The 17,736-nt window shown below is 60.5% G+C and carries 16 protein-coding genes; 7 read left to right on the top strand and 9 right to left on the bottom strand.

Annotation, left to right across the window (positions count from 1 at the left end; all coding sequences use genetic code 11):
• Nucleotides 1–3: 3 nt before the first annotated feature.
• The 5 genes from NKI79_RS20555 to NKI79_RS20535 form a co-directional block, all read right to left on the bottom strand.
• The gene (locus tag NKI79_RS20555) at nucleotides 4–1,335 is read right to left on the bottom strand and encodes an NAD(P)/FAD-dependent oxidoreductase (RefSeq protein ID WP_502909834.1); all 1,332 of its coding nucleotides are present in this window, start codon (nucleotides 1,333–1,335) and stop codon (nucleotides 4–6) included.
• Between the two features lie 29 nt (nucleotides 1,336–1,364).
• On the bottom strand, nucleotides 1,365–2,243 hold the full coding sequence (locus tag NKI79_RS20550) for an ABC transporter permease (RefSeq protein ID WP_352803844.1): 879 nt from the start codon (nucleotides 2,241–2,243) through the stop codon (nucleotides 1,365–1,367).
• A gap of 31 nt (nucleotides 2,244–2,274) precedes the next feature.
• Entirely contained in the window at nucleotides 2,275–3,225 is a 951-nt protein-coding gene (locus NKI79_RS20545) for an ABC transporter permease (protein ID WP_352803841.1), read from the bottom strand.
• Between the two features lie 82 nt (nucleotides 3,226–3,307).
• Nucleotides 3,308–4,978 carry a peptide ABC transporter substrate-binding protein gene (locus NKI79_RS20540; RefSeq protein ID WP_352507725.1) on the bottom strand — a complete coding sequence of 557 codons (1,671 nt, stop codon included), beginning with the start codon at nucleotides 4,976–4,978 and terminating at the stop codon, nucleotides 3,308–3,310.
• Nucleotides 4,979–5,001: 23 nt separating this feature from the next.
• Complete coding sequence (locus tag NKI79_RS20535; RefSeq protein ID WP_352803838.1) at nucleotides 5,002–6,666, bottom strand: ABC transporter ATP-binding protein; 1,665 nt, start codon at nucleotides 6,664–6,666, stop codon at nucleotides 5,002–5,004.
• 769 nt (nucleotides 6,667–7,435) lie between these two features.
• On the opposite strand from NKI79_RS20535, the gene NKI79_RS20530 reads away from it, so the two are divergent.
• The 6 genes from NKI79_RS20530 to NKI79_RS20505 all read left to right on the top strand — a co-directional run bounded on the left by NKI79_RS20530 (nucleotide 7,436) and on the right by NKI79_RS20505 (nucleotide 11,825).
• Nucleotides 7,436–8,761, top strand: a complete 1,326-nt coding sequence (locus NKI79_RS20530) for an NAD(P)/FAD-dependent oxidoreductase (protein WP_352803835.1) — start codon at nucleotides 7,436–7,438, stop codon at nucleotides 8,759–8,761.
• Nucleotides 8,762–8,843: 82 nt separating this feature from the next.
• The gene (locus NKI79_RS20525) at nucleotides 8,844–9,917 is read left to right on the top strand and encodes a tartrate dehydrogenase (protein WP_352803834.1); all 1,074 of its coding nucleotides are present in this window, start codon (nucleotides 8,844–8,846) and stop codon (nucleotides 9,915–9,917) included.
• Nucleotides 9,918–9,927: 10 nt separating this feature from the next.
• Nucleotides 9,928–10,404 (top strand): Lrp/AsnC family transcriptional regulator, encoded by a 477-nt coding sequence (locus NKI79_RS20520; RefSeq protein WP_023718597.1) that lies wholly within the window; start codon nucleotides 9,928–9,930, stop codon nucleotides 10,402–10,404.
• Nucleotides 10,405–10,647: 243 nt separating this feature from the next.
• Complete coding sequence (locus tag NKI79_RS20515) at nucleotides 10,648–10,968, top strand: nucleotidyltransferase domain-containing protein (RefSeq protein ID WP_352684015.1); 321 nt, start codon at nucleotides 10,648–10,650, stop codon at nucleotides 10,966–10,968.
• Complete coding sequence (locus NKI79_RS20510) at nucleotides 10,955–11,494, top strand: ribonuclease toxin HepT-like protein (protein WP_352803831.1); 540 nt, start codon at nucleotides 10,955–10,957, stop codon at nucleotides 11,492–11,494. The genes NKI79_RS20515 and NKI79_RS20510 overlap by 14 nt, the downstream gene beginning before the upstream one ends.
• Nucleotides 11,448–11,825, top strand: a complete 378-nt coding sequence (locus tag NKI79_RS20505; RefSeq protein WP_352803829.1) for an HVO_A0114 family putative DNA-binding protein — start codon at nucleotides 11,448–11,450, stop codon at nucleotides 11,823–11,825. Before NKI79_RS20510 ends, NKI79_RS20505 begins: the two co-directional genes overlap by 47 nt.
• A 193-nt stretch (nucleotides 11,826–12,018) precedes the next feature.
• On the opposite strand, the gene NKI79_RS20500 is transcribed toward NKI79_RS20505, so the two are convergent.
• Nucleotides 12,019–13,395, bottom strand: a complete 1,377-nt coding sequence (locus tag NKI79_RS20500; RefSeq protein ID WP_352803827.1) for an aspartate aminotransferase family protein — start codon at nucleotides 13,393–13,395, stop codon at nucleotides 12,019–12,021.
• A gap of 430 nt (nucleotides 13,396–13,825) precedes the next feature.
• Between NKI79_RS20500 and NKI79_RS20495 the strand changes: the two genes are divergently transcribed.
• The gene (locus tag NKI79_RS20495; RefSeq protein ID WP_352803825.1) at nucleotides 13,826–14,515 is read left to right on the top strand and encodes a haloacid dehalogenase type II; all 690 of its coding nucleotides are present in this window, start codon (nucleotides 13,826–13,828) and stop codon (nucleotides 14,513–14,515) included.
• Nucleotides 14,516–14,667: 152 nt separating this feature from the next.
• On the opposite strand, the gene NKI79_RS20490 is transcribed toward NKI79_RS20495, so the two are convergent.
• The 3 genes from NKI79_RS20490 to NKI79_RS20480 form a co-directional block, all read right to left on the bottom strand.
• Nucleotides 14,668–16,143 (bottom strand): NAD-dependent succinate-semialdehyde dehydrogenase, encoded by a 1,476-nt coding sequence (locus NKI79_RS20490; protein WP_352803822.1) that lies wholly within the window; start codon nucleotides 16,141–16,143, stop codon nucleotides 14,668–14,670.
• Between the two features lie 19 nt (nucleotides 16,144–16,162).
• Nucleotides 16,163–17,206 (bottom strand): tartrate dehydrogenase, encoded by a 1,044-nt coding sequence (locus tag NKI79_RS20485; RefSeq protein WP_352803821.1) that lies wholly within the window; start codon nucleotides 17,204–17,206, stop codon nucleotides 16,163–16,165.
• Nucleotides 17,207–17,378: 172 nt separating this feature from the next.
• Complete coding sequence (locus tag NKI79_RS20480; RefSeq protein ID WP_352803819.1) at nucleotides 17,379–17,735, bottom strand: cupin domain-containing protein; 357 nt, start codon at nucleotides 17,733–17,735, stop codon at nucleotides 17,379–17,381.
• Between the last annotated feature and the right edge of the window lies 1 nt (nucleotide 17,736).

Below are 17,736 nucleotides of genomic sequence, written 5' to 3'. Positions count from 1 at the left end.
CGACTAGCGTCTGGCACGCCAGAAGGCGAGACGGTCCTGCAACCGATAGCCCTGGATAATCGCCGGCATGAACCACGGATTGCCACGATAGAGCGGGACGGCCGAAGGCGGTCGAAAGTCGAACGCAGTGCGCGACGGCTCGCCATGCCCCATCAACTTGTGGGCCGCACGCATGGCAATCCATGGCGCCCAGACTACGCCCGAACCGCAGAAGCCAGTTGCATAGACCACGCCGTCCTTCTCGAAGATGCGGGGCAGCATGTCTCGGTTCATCGCCACATTGCCGAACCAGCAATGCGAAAGGCGCACGTTCTCCAACTCTGGGAAAAGGTTCACCAGGCCGTTGCGAAGGAGAAGTTTCGGCGCCGCCGGATCGCCGACGCGGGAACTGTCACGGCCCCCCAGCAGGATACGTTTTCCATCGGGCGAGGGACGATAATAGAAACCGAGTTGCCGGTTCTCGGTGACCGTCATCAGCTTCGGCATCAGTTGCGCCATGACATCGGGCGCGAGTTCCTCGGTGACGATGATCCGGCTGCGGACCGGAACCAGGCGGCGGCGCAGGAAGGGAGCAGCGCCGTCGGTATAGCCGTTGGTACAGACCAGAACCTGCCGTGCGTCCACCGTCCCCGCCGAAGTCGCGACGCGGAACCCCGAACCGTTCCTCTCGATCGACTTGACCACTGTATGCGAATGGACCGTCAACCCGGATGCGAGCGCCACCCGCAGGAGCTCAGCATGGAATTTCGCGGGGTGCAGCCCGCCAATGTCCATCCGAACGGTTCCGCCGCGGTAGAAGTCGGTGCCGATATAATTTCGCTGCTCGGCATGCGGAACCGCGTAGGACTCGATCCCTAGTTTCTTCGCCAGCGTCTCGGCGCCGCGCGCCATCTTCCCATACTGTTCATATCCGAAGGCGCCCTTGAATTGGCCAACCAGTCGGAAGTCGCAGTCGAGCCCTTCGGTCTTGATAAAGTCGTAGAGGAATTCGCGTGCGACCTTTCCCTCGGCCTCGATCGCCATGGCTTTCTCTTCCCCGAAGCGCCGGGTGATCGTGGCATAGTCGGGCCGGATGCTCGCGCTTGTAATCCCGCCGTTGCGGGTGGAAGCACCCTCGCCCGGATTCATTGCATCAAAAGCTGCGACCGAGCGTCCTTCGCGCGCCAGCACAAGCCCGGCCGAAAGACCGGCATAACCGGCGCCGACGATTGCCACGTCAAGCTTCTTTGCGAGGGGCTGCCGCGGCAGCGGCATGACGGGCGCTGCTTCCCACCAGTAGGGTGTGTTCTTGTCGGCGATATGAGGCTCTTGCACGGGGCTGACTTCTCGCTGCATTGCAGGGGTGATCTACGGTCGGTGAAACTTCAGATGTGGTCGTCTCGGACGTCGAGCGCATCACGCAGCCCGTCACCGATGAAGTTGAAACTGGTCACCGCGATCGTGATTGCAGCTCCGGGAATGATTGCCAGCCAGGGTGCGCTGCCCAGATATTGCTGGGCGCCATTGAGCATGTTGCCCCAGCTGGGCAGTGGCGGCTGGATCCCATAGCCGAGGAAACTGATGTAGGCTTCCATGAGAATGGCGCGCGCGACCGTCAAGGTGGAAGCAACGATAATCGGCCCCATGGCGTTGGGCAGTATCTCGCGGAACATGATGTGGGTGCCACTCAATCCCAGCATTCGCCCGGCCAGGACGAACTCGCGTTCGCGTAACGAGCGGACTTCCGCTTCGACTATGCGGGCAACCTCCATCCAACTGGTGAGGGCGATAATGACGGTGATCATCACAGGACTGGGCTTCAGTGCGGCAGCCAGCGCCAGCAGCAGAAAGATCGATGGGAATGACAGGAAACCATCGACCGTGCGCATCAGCATGGCCCCGACCCAGCCGCCGCGATAGCCGGCAATTACGCCGACCAGCGTGCCGATGAGCGTCGACAAAACCATGGCAAAGAAACCCACCAGCAGCGAGATTCGTCCCGCCATCAAAAGCCTTGCCGCCACGTCTCGGCCAAGCGGATCGGTACCTAGAAAGTGGTAGCCCGTCAGCGGAGGGGCAAAGCGGGCCCGCAGATCGATATACAGTGAGTCATAAGGCAGGAGATGGGGGCCGAGGACGCAAGCGAGGCTCAGGAAGATGATCATCGCCAACCCCAGCAGCGCCAAGCGATGACGCATGAAACGACGTGCCGCGCGGTTGTTACTCCATCGGCTTGGAGCTGCATTTGCGGTGAGAGCGGTCATATCGGCTGTCTCCTGTCGGGAAGTTGCGCGCTCAAGCCAGGCGAATGCGCGGATCGACAATAGCGACGACAATGTCGGCCATCAGGTTTCCAAGCAGAACGAGGACGGCGGAGAACATCAGCAGCCCCATCACAACCGGATAGTCGCTGTAACCAAGGCTATCGAGGAACAACCGTCCCATTCCTGGCCAGGTAAAGACGGTTTCGGTCACGAGCGCGCCGGTAAGGACGCTGGGAAGCTGCATCCCGGCCAAGGTAATCATCGGCAAAAGTGCGTTGCCGACGACATGCTTCATCAGAATCCGGCGTTCACTCAACCCTTTGGCCCGGGCCGTCTTGACGAAGTCCTGGCTAATGGCGTCGAGAGTCGCCGTCCGCATGTAGCGGCTCCAGATCGCGACATGGACCAGCGACAGCACGATACTTGGCAGGATCAGATGGTGGAGATAGCCCAGGATCGAGGCATCGCCGATCTCGGACATATTGCCCGCGGGCAGCCAGCCCAGCTTCAGGGAAAAGACGTAGATGCCGACGAGTCCGAACCAGAAGGTGGGGACCGACAACGCGACCATGGCGCCGACAGTTGCAAGATAGTCGAACAGCGAGTAGCGGCGCGTGGCGCCGCGGATTCCGATCCAGGCGCCAATGGAGATTGCAATCACAGTTGAGGAACCCATCAGCAGCAGCGTGGCAAAGAGATGGCTGCCGATGACCTCCAAGACCGGCGCTCCGTCGCGGAAGGAGTGACCCCAGTCGCCCCGCACCAGCCGCCATGCCCAGTCCAGATATTGGATCCATATAGGACGATCGAGGCCCAGCAGCCCCTTGAGACGCTCGATATCCTGCTGGGTCATTCCGGGATCAAGCCCGAATTGGGCTAGCGGGCCGCCGGGAAGGAGGTTCAAAATGCCGAAGCCGATGATTGAAACGATCACAAGCAGCACTAGGCTCTGCAAGAGACGATTGAGCAGGAAGCCGCGCATTCGAGTCCCTCCATTGTGGGTTGATGATTTTAGTCTGTTGCCGCCGCCGCGGCGCAATCGGGCTGGGCGGCGGCAACTGCGTCTAGGCCTTCCACTTCCAGGCCGCGGCATTCCACGACGCGGTGCGGGTGTTGGCGTTGGGCTCGAAGCCGTCCAGCCCCTTCTTGCGCCCGAGGACGATTGTGTACGCGAACAGCGGCAGGAAGGGCAGATCGTGGCGTACGACTTCCTGCACACGATTATAGATCGCGCGTCGTTCTTCCGGATCGAAGCTGCGAGCACCCTTTTCGAGCAGGGCATCAACTTCAGGATTGGAATATTGCCCGGTGTTCGAACCGTGTCCGCCTTGAGCGGCGATTGCCTTCGTATGGAGCCGGTTTGTGGCGTCGGGGTCCGCGGCAATCAGATAGGTGACGCCCACCATGGCGGTGTCGAATTGCGATTTCAGCCAGAACTCGCCCCACATGACTGCAGCCGGCAAATTCGAGATCGTCATCTCGACGCCGATCTCGGCAAACGTCTGCTGCAGGAACTGCTGCGTCTGCTCGCGCAGGTTGTTGCCGGAAGTTGTCGAGTTGGAGAAGGACAGTCGCACCCCATCCTTGGCGCGGATTCCATCCGGTCCCGGCACCCAGCCGGCCTCATCGAGAATTTGGCGCGCCCGGTCCAGATTGAACTCCTGAACCGGCAGGTTCGGGTCATAGTAGTAGGACTCCTTCGGCATGAAGGTCTCGGTGAGGGTACCCACCCCGTAATAGATCGTGTCGACAATCGCCTTCCTGTCCAACGCGGCGTAGAGCGCCTGGCGCACTGCCAGGTCCTTGAACTGCGGGCGGCCCAAATTGAGGTAGATCGACTCCAGGGATGCCCCTGTCTCCAGTGTCACCACGCGGTCTGGTAGTTCGCGGGCTTCAGTATAATGGTCGGCGGTGATGAACGACTGATCGACCAGGTCCACGTCGCCGCTCTTGAACTGAGTGTAGAGCACGGTCATGTCGGGGATGTATTTGAAGATGAGCTGCTCGACATAGGGACCTTCGCCGGCGTACTCAGGATTGGCGACGAGCTCGATATGATCGCCCGCAACACGCTGGCCCCATTTGAATGCTCCGGTGCCGACCGGCGCCTGGTTGAACGCGGCTGTGTTCGGATCGGCTTCTTTCCCCAGAATGTGCTTGGGCACGATGAAGGTTTCGGCCAAGAACGAAAGATAGGGCGCGAAGGCCTCCTTCATCCGCCATGTGATCTCGGTGGGCGAAACCACTGTGATGTCCTGCACGAGCGAATGGCCGCTCGTGCGCCAAGCCCGAAACTTCGGGTTCGTGATGAGCTCAAGGGTGAATTTCACGTCTTCGGCCGTGAAGGGCTCACCGTCGTGCCAGCGGGCGTTGTCACGCAACCGGATGCGCCAGTTGAGACCGTCCTCCGAAATGCCGCCGTTCTTCTGGCTTGGCACCTCGGCCGCGAGGTTTGGATGTAGGCCACCTTGGGGATCCATGCGGACCAGCGCGTCGAAAACCGAGAAATGGATCGCGTCATCGACTTCGATATGCGCCATCAGCGGATTGAACACGGTCGGCTCTTGGGAGAGGCCGACGACGACGCGCCCGGCCGGCCCTGCCGGAGGGGTCTTGGCGAAGGCGGGCTTGCCCAACAGATTGGGCGCGATGAGGCCTGCAGCCCCACCTATCGCCATCAGTCGCAGCGCTTCGCGCCTCGAGTAGTTGGACGTAGTCGATGAATTTTTGGTCATGGTAGTTCCTCTCTTGTTATTTCTTATGCGTTTGCTGCTACTGGACGGGGATTGCCCGGCCGCTCTCCTGGAATCGCCGCTACCAGTTGGCGCGTGTAGGCTGCTTGCGGGTTCAGGAATATTTGCGAGGGCGGTCCGCGCTCGACGATCCGGCCCTTCTGCATCACTGCGATTTCGTCGCAGATCTGGCTGGCGACGCGCAGGTCGTGCGTGATGAAGACCATCGACACGCCCGTCTCGCGCTGGATCTGGTCCAGAAGCTGCAGGATCTGCGCCTGGATCGACACGTCGAGTGCGGAGACCGCCTCGTCGGCAATCAACAGCTTCGGCTTGAACATCAGCGCACGAGCGATGCCGATGCGCTGGCGTTGCCCACCCGAGAACTCGTGCGGGTAGCGGCCAAAAGCGCCGGCATCGAGACCGACATGGGCCAGAAGCGCACGCGCTTCATCGCGCGCTTGGACATAAGGCATCCCGTGCGCCAGCGGGCCTACCGTCATGATGTGACCGACCGTCGAGCGTGGGTTCAAAGAAGCGAAGGGATCCTGGAAGATCATCTGGATCCGCGGTCGAAGCGGGCGGAACTTCGCTTCGGAAAGCTTGGCTATGTCACAGCCCTCAAACAAGATCCCGCCGCCGTCACTGTCCAGCAGCTTGATCAGCAGCCGGCCCAGGGACGATTTCCCCGAACCGCTCTCGCCTACGACCCCAAGCGTGCGGCCGGGCGCCAGTTCGAACGAAACCTCGTTGACCGCTGTCACAGTCCTTTGCGCGCCGAACAGCGCGCTGCCACCGCGATAGGTCTTCACCAGACCCTCAACCTTCAGGATCGGCTCCTTGCTGGCAGCGTCCGGACGGGGGCGATCTTCGCCGGTCAAATGCGGTACGGCTGCAATCAGGCGCTGGGTATAAGGGTGCTTGGGCGACTTCAACACCTGCTCGGCGCTGCCTTGTTCGACGACATGACCCTTTTCCATCACCACGACGCTGTCGGCGATCTCGGCCACCACGCCGAAATCGTGGGTGATGAACATCACGCTCATGCCCTTGCGTCGCTGAATGTCACGGATCAGTTGCAGGATCTGAGCCTGGGTGGTGACGTCGAGCGCGGTGGTCGGCTCATCCGCAATCAGCACCGTCGGCTCGAGCGCCAAGGCCATGGCGATCATGACGCGCTGCCGCTGCCCGCCCGAAAGCCGGAACGGGTACTGGTAATACATGAGTTCGGGATCTGGCAGGCCCACTTCAGTGAGCAGTTCGATTGCGCGGTTGCGACAGGTTTGTGGCGTGCCGAAGCCGTGCGCGGCCATGACCTCGTCAATCTGCGCGCCCACCGTCATCAGGGGATTGAGCGCCGAGAGCGGGTCCTGAAAGATCATCGACACGACCCGTCCACGCAGGTTGCGCAGCTTGTCTGGCGACATGCCAACGATGTTCATCCCTTCCAGCTGGATGACACCCGATGAGAGGCGGATCACCTTCGGCAGAAGCCCCATGATCGCGTTCGCCGTCACCGACTTACCCGATCCGGACTCGCCTATGATGCAAAGGATCTGGCCGCGTTTCAGATCGAAGGAAATGTCCTTGACAGCATGGGTCCGTTCCATGCCTTGCGGCAAATTCACTGTGAGGTCGCGCACCGAAAGCGCCACATCGTGGGGGGCCACAGCCTGGATGCTTGCGATCATCGAGATCACCTCCCCTTTCAACCGAGCGCGTCCACCCTGTTGCGGACCGCATCATCGCCCTTTGAGCAGAAGCGCCTCACCGCAGCGGCCGCAGTCCGGCCTTCTCGACGCTTCGCGCGCTGAGGCTGCGAGTGACGGGTTCTGCTCATCCTGGCGGTTCCCTTATGAAATCCGGTCCGTGTACCGGACTCAGTTTCCATTTTCTTGGAGAACTCTCCGAGGGGGCAAGCCTTGCCTGTCGAATGTCCTCTGGAGCCTGCCTGCCAAAAGGAAGGGTTGCTCCGTTCGTGCAGCCAGTTTGACTGTTCTGTTTCCGCAGAGTCTTCGAAACTTCGCCCTCGGGCGGCAGGAACTTCTGAAAAGAACATCCAGTTCGGCATTTCACTCTGTTCCCGTTTCGGCGCGGAAACCGGGATCAGGCAACCATACGGCAATACGTGGCCATGAGGGATAGGACCAAGGATTTCCGGTGTACATCGACACCATTTGCGGGCCATGGCGCCCAAACCGATTGGTGACCGTACGGCCCATCGCAATGTCGGCCAAGGCGCTGCCGATCAAGGTCGACGACTGCGCCGTATGCCGCCCATGCCGCAGACGACGTGACTGCATGAAATGTACTCCAGCTTGCCCACGCAGCGAGCTTTTCGCGCAATAATTGCCTGTCTTGGGGGCTGCTAAACGCAGGAAATTCCGTCCAGGCACAAACTCCGCAGTCTGCCTCTGCGGGCGGCAGGTTAGGATGCTTCAAATTACCGGAGTCCCATCCATGCCCGCGCCGCTCATGCATATCGACTGCAGCCCTTCCCTCCCTCGCGAGGCGGACGTCGTCGTCATCGGCGGCGGGGTGGTGGGCGTGTTCAGCGCTTACTATCTGGCGCGCCGCGGCCTCAAGGTCACCCTGATCGAGAAGGGGCGTATCGCGGCCGAGCAGTCCAGCCGCAACTGGGGCTGGTGCCGCCAGCAGAACCGCGATGCGCGTGAGCTGCCGATGGCGACCAAGAGCCTCGACCTCTGGGAGAAGGTAGCACAGGAGACCGGCCAAGACACCGGCTTTCGCCGCTGCGGGCTCCTCTATCTCTCACAGGACGAAAATGAGCTGGCAGGCTGGGCAAAGTGGCGCGATTTTGCGAGAACGGTCGGCGTCACCACGCACATGCTGAGCGCGGAAGAAGCCACCGAACGGGGCAAAGCGACGGGCCGCAAATGGAAAGGTGGCGTGTTCTCGCCAACCGACGGAACGGCGGACCCTTCCAAGGCAGTGCCGGTTGCGGCGCGCGGCATCATGGCGGCGGGAGGCACCGTACATCAGCACTGCGCGGCGCGCGGGCTGGAATTGAGCGCCGGCCGGGTGAGCGCTGTCGTGACCGAAGCGGGTAGCATCCGGACAAAGACCGTGGTCATGGCCGGGGGCGCGTGGGCTTCTTCCTTCTGCAACCAGCTCGGTGTGCGTTTTCCGCAAGCTGCCGTGCGTCAGTCCATTCTGGCCGTGGCGCCAGGAGCAAACGGCCTGCCAGATGCCCTGCATACCGCTCGCATCTCTCTGACGCGGCGCAGCAACGGTGGATACACGCTGGCGATCAGCGGTCGGGCGCGTGTCGATCCAACGCCGCAACAGTTCAGGTTCAGCCGCGAGTTTGTACCTATGTTCGCCCGCCGCTGGCGCCATCTCGCCCCGGGCGCCTTCGAGGGCTGGCGTCAGGGCCACGAAAGCCTGCGCAAATGGACCCTCGACGACATCACGCCAATGGAACGGAACCGGATTCTCGACCCGAAGCCCGACATGGGGCAGATTCGGCTGACATATCGGAGAGCCTGCGAATTGATCCCCGAACTCCAACGGGTCGCGATCTCCGATGTGTGGGCGGGTTATATCGACAGTACACCCGACGGCATTCCCGTAGTCGGCGAAGTGGAGGGGATTCCGGGCTTCATCCTGGCGGCGGGATTCAGCGGTCACGGCTTCGGGATTGGCCCCGGCGCGGGGCATATGATCGCCGACATCATCACAGGCAGCGAGCCTATTGTCGATCCGCGTCCTTATAGGCCCGAGCGTCTGAAGACCGCTGCGTGGGGCAAGGTCGCTGAATTCTGAGAGGACCGTCTTGCCAAGGTACAATCGGTCGCACACGAGATTGAGGCACGATGCGGCCAGCACCAAAAACAGGGAAGTAACGATGCGCGAATATGAGATTGCCGCCATTCCTGCCGACGGGATCGGGCCTGAGGTCATTGCCGCAGGTCTCCAAGCGCTTGAGGCGCTGCAGCAGCGCTGCGGCGACTTCAAGCTGCGCGTCCAGCAATTCGACTGGGGCTCGGACTACTACAAGGCCCATGGTCGGATGATGCCCGAAGATGGCGTGGCGCAACTGAAGCGCTTCGACGCCATCTTCTTTGGCGCGGTAGGCGCTCCCGACCTGCCCGACGATATCACGCTCTGGGGCCTCCGGCTGCCGATTTGCCAAGGCTTCGATCAATACGCGAACGTGCGGCCGACAAGAATATTGCCCGGGATCGTTTCTCCGCTGGCGGGTGTTGGCCCTGGCGATCTGGATTGGGTGATCGTGCGGGAGAATTCCGAGGGCGAGTATTCGGGCCACGGCGGCCGCGCCCATCGCGGCCTCCCCGAGGAGGTCGGAACCGAGGTCGCGATCTTCACGCGCGTCGGCGTCACCCGCATCATGCGCTATGCATTCCGGCTGGCGCAGTCACGGCCGCGAAAGCTCCTGACCGTGGTTACGAAATCCAACGCTCAGCGTCACGGCATGGTAATGTGGGACGAAATCGCAGCCGAGGTGGCGCAAGAGTTCCCTGACGTCGCGTGGGACAAGATGCTAGTCGATGCTATGACAGTGCGTATGACGTTGAAACCTCGGAGCCTCGATACGATCGTCGCCACCAATCTTCACGCCGACATATTGTCGGACCTTGCAGGCGCGCTCGCGGGCAGTCTCGGCGTTGCACCGACCGCCAACATTGATCCCGAGCGGCGCTATCCCTCGATGTTCGAGCCAATTCACGGCTCGGCATTCGACATCGCCGGCAAGGGTATTGCCAACCCGGTCGCCACCTTCTGGACCGCTGCCCAGATGCTCGAACATCTGGGCGAGAGCGCAGCGGCGGTGCGGTTGATGAGCGCTGTGGAAACAGTGACGAGTGAAGGCGTGCTGACGCCGGACGTGGGAGGGACAGCGACCACGCAGGAAGTGACGGACGCCGTCTGCCGAGCGATCCGCGGTTCGAACATGTGACAGGTTTCCAATGAAGCTCGACAAGATCGACATCAAGATCTTATCCCAACTGCAAAAGAACGGGCGAGTCACGAATGTCGAGCTTGCCGACCTTGTCAACCTTTCGCCGAGCCCTTGCCTGATGCGGGTGAAGAAGCTTCAGGCGGAAGGCTTCATCACCGGCTATTCCGCCCAGATCGATGTGTCCAAGCTCGGACAGACTCTAACCATCTTCACCGAAGTCACGCTCAAGCACCATCAACAGAACGACTTCGCGAGATTTCTCACCGCAATTCAGAAAGTCGATTCGGTCATCGAATGCCATCTGGTTTCAGGCGGATACGACTATCTTGTGAAGTTTGTCACAGCAGGCATCAGCGAGTACCAGACGATCATGGAGCGCATGATCGAATTGGATATCGGAATCGACAAATATTTCAGCTTCGTCGTGCTGAAGTCACCGATCGTGAAATCCCATTTGCCTCTCGACATCATTTTCGACAAGTGAGAATGCAGCTCCGGCTCGGTCCTCAAGCAGCGGGCGCTCGTGCCAAGCTCCATCTTGTTGCGCGCGGCACTTGTCGAATGACGATGTCACGTTTCGGGGGAGGCCGTCATTGCCACTGGCCTGTCGTCAAATGGCTTGAATATATATCATGAAATGATATATAGGCATTTAACACGCAGAGCTTGCGGAGTTGCGACAATCTCGCCTCGGGTCACAGTTGGAGCAAAGGCAACAGGCGAAAAGATGAACAAGATTGACACTTTGATCCACCGAAGAGCTGACGATCGCCGGAAGACTGCGCAAGCCTGTGTATCGCGTATTCTCCGGAACGCCAAAGCCCGCGGCGTCGATATCTCTGTTGTCGGATCCCTCGCGAAAAACCGTTTCCGCGTCCACTCGGACGTAGATCTGCTGGTGCACGGACGCACTGATCCGGCGCGCCGGGCCATGGTAGAGCGCTTGGTCGCAGACCAGCTTCGGGGAACGAACATTCCTTACGACCTGATCTTTGCCTCAGACGTTTCGTCCGAACGAGTGCAGGAATTGCTTAATGACAGCGTTTAAGCATCCGGCATTCGCAAAACTGTCGCCAAAAATCGACCGCGCTGCGAAGGAACTGCAGCAAATCGAGGAATATCTCGCGGCTCATCGGAGTGAGCTGTCACTCGGCGAATGGGGCGCGGTCGCAGCAGTTTCGCTGGGAGTCCACAATGTCTACAACGGCATCGAGGACATCCTGCTCAGCCTCTCCAACGACATAGACGGCCTCGTTCCCCAAGGGCCTACGATGCACCAGGACGTGCTCGATCAGATGTCGGCGGAAATTGCAGGCATCCGGCCGGCTGTGCTCGACCCCGAGCTTTATCAGTCCTTGAGTGAGTTAAAGGGATTCCGTCACCTGGTGAGGCATCGGTACGGTTTTGACCTCAAAACCGACAAGGTGCAGGAAAGCCTCGACAGGGTAAAAGAGGCATTTCCGTCTTTCGTCGAGGCCATTGTTTACTTGGAAAGCACTCTTACTGAGGAAAACACCCACGACAGTGATGGCGGCGGCGACGGCTCAGGGGGCCGGGCATCTGGTGGTCCCTGAACCAATGGCTCAGTCGTGTGCGCCGGAAGAGATTCTGCGGGCGTTGACCCCTGAGAATTGTCGGCTGGTGGCGCTGATCCATCGGTATCGACCGCAAAGCATCACGGAACTGTGCAGGTTGGCGGCGCGTCCGCAGCCGAACGTATCCCGCTCCTTGGCGGCCCTTGAGCGGGCGGGAATTGTCTCAATGGCGGGCTCTAGGCCGAAGAGACCCGAACTCGCCGTGCAACGAGTCACGATCGACCTCGCTGAGCTTCAGAATGGCCGATGCGAGGTCGACGATTCGTGGAGACAAATCGCCCGACCATCATCTTTGCTGCGCGATGGGTGACAGGGGCAAAAGTCGATCAGTGGGTGCGCCGCTGACCAGGTTTGGCAAGTGGCGGACGTGAAGCCTCGGTGACGCCGAGCCAAGCGTTCGTACAGCGGAGAAAGAAGCGTCTGGGCTGATACTTAGGCCGGGACACATGCGAAAGACCCGGGCGGCGTGAGTTTAGCCCTGGTCAATGCAATGCGCCCGCTGATCATGCCTTCATCGCTGCCCGCACATCCTTATCTTCGAGGGTTTGGTCCAGCGTCATCCGCGTGCGTTCGAGGATTCCATCAATATCGTCCTCGGTGCAGCAGAGCGGCGGCGCAAAGCCGAGGATGCCGCTGTTGAAGGCACGGATGACAAGGCCGTTTGCCCACGCGCGCTCGAAGATGCGGCGCCCCGGATCGGCCGCCGCCGGCAGCGGTGTCTTGCGTGCCTTGTCGGTGACCAACTCGACTGCTGCCAGCATGCCGCGACCGCGAATGTCGCCAACCAGCGGGTGGTCGGCGAGCGAGCGAAGGCCTTCCATCAACCGCTTCCCCACCTTCCGCCCATTCTCGAGCAGGCCATTTTCATAGAGACGCAGACATTCGAGCCCGACCGCCGCGCTCACGGGATGGGCCGAATAGGTATAGCCATGGCCGACAGCCGCTTTGCCGGCTCCGTCCGCGATCGTATTGTACACATGGTCCGATATGAAGACGGCGCCCATCGGCACGTAGCCCGAGGTCAGTCCCTTCGCCGTGGTCATGAAATCCGGCACGACCTCGTCTTCCTCACAGGCGAAGAGAGGGCCTGTGCGGCCAAAGGCAGTGATAACTTCGTCGGCAATGAACAGAATGTCGTGTTCCTTGCACACGGCATGCAGAGCCTTCAGCCAACCTGTCGGAGGAACGAGGACACCGCCCGAACCCTGGATTGGTTCGGCGTAGAAGGCCGCAACGCGGCCCGCGCCGAGTTCTGCAATTTTGGCCCGCAGGGCCGCGACCGATGCGCCGATGATCGCCTGCGGATCGGAACCGACTGGATTGCGATAGGCGTAGTGCGAGGGAATCTTGTGCTGCCAGTCGTAAGGCACGCCGAAACCTGCGTGAAAAGCCGGGATCGCGGTCAGACCTGACCCTGCCGTCGAGGATCCATGGTAGCCGTGCTCGACCGAGATGAACTGGTCCTTTTGCGGCGTACCCTTGGCATGGTAGTAATAGCGAATGAAGCGGACTGTACTGTCGACTGCGTCGGAGCCGCCAAGCGTGAAATAGACATGGTTCAAATCGCCGGGCGCCAACTCGGCAAGCCTGGCAGCAAGGCGAATGGCAGGCTCGGATCCGAGCCCGAAATATCCCGTCGCATAGGGAAGCTCTCTTAGCTGCTTTGCCGCTGCTTCAATGACGCTTTCCTGGCCATATCCGATATTTACACACCATAGACCGGCGAATCCGTCCAGCAGGGTTTTCCCGCTTGCATCGGTCACGGTTGCGCCTTTGGCGGATTTGAGCACCCGCACGCCCGTCTTCTCGTGGCTCCGATAGCATGAAAACGGGTGAACCAGATGTGCGCGATCGAGTTCGATCAGTGAGTTTGCCAGCATTTGCTTCCTCCGATTCAGCGTAGGGCCTGACTTACGAGAGCGTAAGTCCGGTGTGGTGCAGTTTCGTCCTTCAGCTCGTTTTCCAGCGTGATCTGCTGCGCGGTCACGGATCATTTCGGGCCTGAATTCGCCTAGGCCGAAGATAGCCCCCCGCGGGCAGCAGTTCCTCCCGACCAGAACCTGAGCGATGGGCGTTTTGACTTTCCTTTGTTGCCGGCGCCGCATCTTATGCCGACGCACGGCTGAAGGATCGCGCTCCCGCCGAAGCTCGAAACGAACTCAGGCGCAACTCTCTGCCAAAGCTCTCACGCAATACAAAACAATCTGCTTCAGGGCGCAGGGAATGCGGCGACTAGTCTTCTGCGGTCCTCATTATGATCCTTGCTGTTAAAGGCACGCGGTGCCGACAGGATTGGAAGGATCGACGCCCATGACACAGTTCAGACCGAAATACATCACCTTCGACTGCTATGGTACGCTGACCAACTTCGACATGGCCGGTGCGGCGAGACGCGTATACGACGCGCAGCTCTCCCCGGCTGGGATGGCGCAGTTCATCAAGGATTTCTCGGCCTATCGCCTCGACGAGGTTCTTGGCGCCTGGAAGCCGTACAGCGAGGTCGTGCACAATTCCGTGGAACGGACCTGCAAGCGCAACGGCGTCGCATTCCGGCCCGAAGATGCCCAGCGCATCTATGCGGAAGTGCCGACATGGGGTCCGCACCCGGATGTCCCGGCGGGCCTGGCCAAGGTCGCCAAGGAGATTCCGCTGGTGATCCTGTCGAACTCCATGAAGAGCCTGATCATGTCGAACGTGGAGAAGCTCGGCGCACCCTTTCACATGGTCATCACGGCCGAGGAGACCGGCGCCTACAAGCCGCAGATGAAGGGCTTCGAATATATGTTCGAGAAGCTAGGCTGCGGCCCGGAGGACATCACACATGTGTCGTCTTCATTCCGCTACGATCTCATGACGGCCTATGATCTTGGCATCAAGAGCAAGGTCTGGGTGAACCGCGGCCATGAGCCTGCGAACCCCTTCTACGAATATACCGAAATCAAGGATATCGGCGGTCTGGCCGGCGCCATCGGACTGGAGCCCGTTCGGGAGTTCGCCTGAACATTTTTGCTGGCGCAGTCGCACCAGACTGAGGCGCTCCCAAAACGTTAAGTAGTGATTGGTCGCGATAGAGAAAGGGGCGGTTTTCACCGCCCTTTCTTGTGGTTCCAACGCTTTAGAGCTGCAGGTGTTTCCACCTGCGTGCAAGATAACTAATTAAGCCCGCCAACATGAAGCGCCTTGACCTCGAGATATTCCTCGATGCCGAGCTGCGATCCTTCGCGCCCCACTCCCGACTGCTTGACACCGCCGAAAGGCGCAACCTCGGTCGAGATCATGCCTGTGTTGAGCCCGACCATACCGAACTCCAGCGCCTCGGCAACACGCCATGAGCGCTTGAGGTTGTCGGTGTAGAAGTAGGCGGCAAGGCCGAACGGCGTACCGTTCGCAATGGCGATGGCCTCTTCCTCCGTCTCGAAGCGAAAAAGCGGCGCCACCGGACCGAACGTCTCTTCCGATGCCAGGAGCATCCCCGTAGTAGCTTCTCCCAGCACGACGGGCCGTGCATATTGCTTACCCTCCGGCATCGTCTCGCTTTGGGCGATGATCTGCGCACCTTTCACCTGAGCATCGGCGATGTGACGCTCGATCTTGTCGATCGCGGCTGCGTTGATCATCGGGCCGATCTCAGTGCCCTCGTCGGTCCCTGCGCCAACCTTCATCCGCGTGACGTGCCCGCTCAGCTTTTCGGCGAAAGCGTCGTAAACGCCTTCCTGCACAAGAATCCGGTTCGCGCAGACGCAGGTTTGACCGCCATTCCGGAACTTGGATGCGATCACCCCTTCAACTGCCTTATCCAGATCGGCGTCGTCAAAGACGATAAAGGGTGCGTTGCCGCCAAGCTCCAGGCTCAGCCGCTTGATGCTCTCGGACGCGCCACGCATGAGCAGCGCACCGACGCGGGTCGAACCGGTGAACGAGATCTTGCGCACCGTCTGATTGGCCATCAGTTCGTTGCCGATTTCGACGGGCATGCCGGTCACAATGTTGATCACGCCTGCAGGGATACCTGCCCGTTCCGCCAGAACGCCGAGCGCCAGCGCCGAGAATGGCGTAAATTCCGACGGCTTGATGACAACCGTACAACCTGCGGCCAGCGCCGGTGCTACTTTGCGTGCGATCATCGCGTTGGGGAAATTCCACGGCGTGATGATGGCGCAGACGCCGACGGGTTCTTTCAGCACCAGAATGCGGCGATCGGCCGTGGGTGACGGAATGGTCGAGCCACCGATCCGGCGCGCCTCCTCCGCAAACCATTTCACAAAAGATGCGCCGTAGCGGATTTCTGCCAACGCCTCGGCAAGCGGCTTGCCCTGTTCCAGCGTCAGCAGGAGCGCGAGATCCTGTTCGTGCTGGCGGATGAGGTCGTGCCAGCGTTCCAGAAATCCTCCACGCTCGGCATGCGTCCTTTTCTTCCAGCCTTTGAAGGCCTCGGCCGCGGCATCGATTGCCGCTCTCGTCTCGTTCTCCCCCATTGCGGGAACGGTGCCGAGAACACTTTGGCTGGCAGGGTCAATGACATCGACCGCGCCCTTCGTTTCCGCATCCCGCCAGACACCGCCAATCAGCGCCTGCTGGCGAAAAAGGTCGGAATCGTTGAACATGCCAATCTTCGTCATCGCATTCATGGTCTTTTCCTCTTCCCTTTCAGCTTAATCCTGCCAGCACGGCCTGCGTGATCGTTTCAGTCCTGTCCTTGCCTGCGATCGTGCCAATCCCCCGCGCGGTTGCGGACTCGATTGCCGACATCACTTCCGCCGCAGCGTGCCCCTCGCCCAGATGCTCGAGCATCATGGCACCGGACCAGATCGCGGCGATCGGATTGGCGACGCCGAGATGCGCGATGTCGGGCGCCGAACCATGGACCGGCTCGAACATGGAAGGCACGCTGCGATCGGGATTGATATTGGCGGAGGCGGCGTACCCCAGCCCTCCCTGAATGGCCGCTCCAATATCGGTGAGGATGTCGCCGAAAAGGTTCGATGCGACAATTACGTCGAGGCTTTCCGGCGCCAGGACCATACGGGCGGCAATGGCGTCGATGTGGTAGTGCGAGACCTCCACATCGGCATAGTCTTTCGCCACCTCGCGCGTGACCTCATCCCAGAAAACCATGGAGTGTTTCTGCGCGTTGGATTTGGTGACAGATGCGAGCTTCTTGCGACGCGCCCGCGCCTGTTCGAAACCGAAACGGATGATCCGTTCGACACCCGCACGCGTAAAGATCGCAGTCTCAACCGCGACCTCATCGGCCGTGCCGGAATGAACGCGCCCACCGGCGCCGGAATATTCGCCTTCCGTATTCTCGCGGATGCACAGGATATCGAAACCATCGGAGCGGAGGGGCCCCTGAACGCCCGGCAACAGCCGGTGCGGTCGTATGTTGGCGTACTGCGTGAAGCCTTTCCGGATCGGCAGGAGCAGTCCGTGAAGCGATACTGAGTCGGGCACTTCCGCGGACCAGCCCACAGCGCCGAGATAGATCGCATCGAATTTTCGGAGTGTATCGATGCCGTCTGACGGCATCATTGCACTGGTCTCCAGGTAGTAGGCGCACGACCACGGGAATCTTGTGTCATCAAGGACGAAACCGCCCTGCTTAGCCGCCGCCTGCAGCACCTGCCATGCCGCCTGCGTCACGTCCTTGCCGATGCCGTCGCCGGGGATCAGCGCTATCTTGTAGGTCTTCATGGATGGAGGTCCTCATTCGCACTGGCGTCACTGGAAACAGTAGTCGACCGCCCGCCGCATTTTCCGTCGAGGTTGAGCCCTCCGACGGCGTCGAATCGCGTCAGGTGGAACTTGGAAAGCCGATTGTTCTGGAACCGCCGCGCGCTATTCGGCCAGACCTTGAGCACTGAACTCAGTCATCAACGCAGACGTAGATCTTGCGCACGGTCTCGATCGTGCGCCAGACGCCGACGAAACCGGGTTTCATCACGAAACTGTCGCCGGCGTGGTAGGTCTTGGTCTCACCGCCCTTCTCCTCGATTTCGACGAGACCCGAAACGATGTGGCAGAACTCGTAGAGAGTGCCCTTGATCGAATGCGTCTCGCCGGGCGTCGCCTCCCAGACGCCGGTCAGAACCTTCTCACCTTTCGAGGCATCCTGCGCCCAGGTCTTGAAGGATGGATTGCCCGAAATGAGCCGCTCCGGAGCCGGTAATGCCTCCTTCGGCGCGAAGTCTGGAACTGTGTCGATCGTGATCAGAAGTGACATG

It is taken from the genome of Mesorhizobium sp. M0340 (assembly GCF_040321535.1).
Lineage (GTDB): Bacteria > Pseudomonadota > Alphaproteobacteria > Rhizobiales > Rhizobiaceae > Mesorhizobium.
The sequence above is the reverse complement of the archived record's forward strand: the minus strand, read 5'-3'. Positions and strand labels throughout refer to the sequence as shown.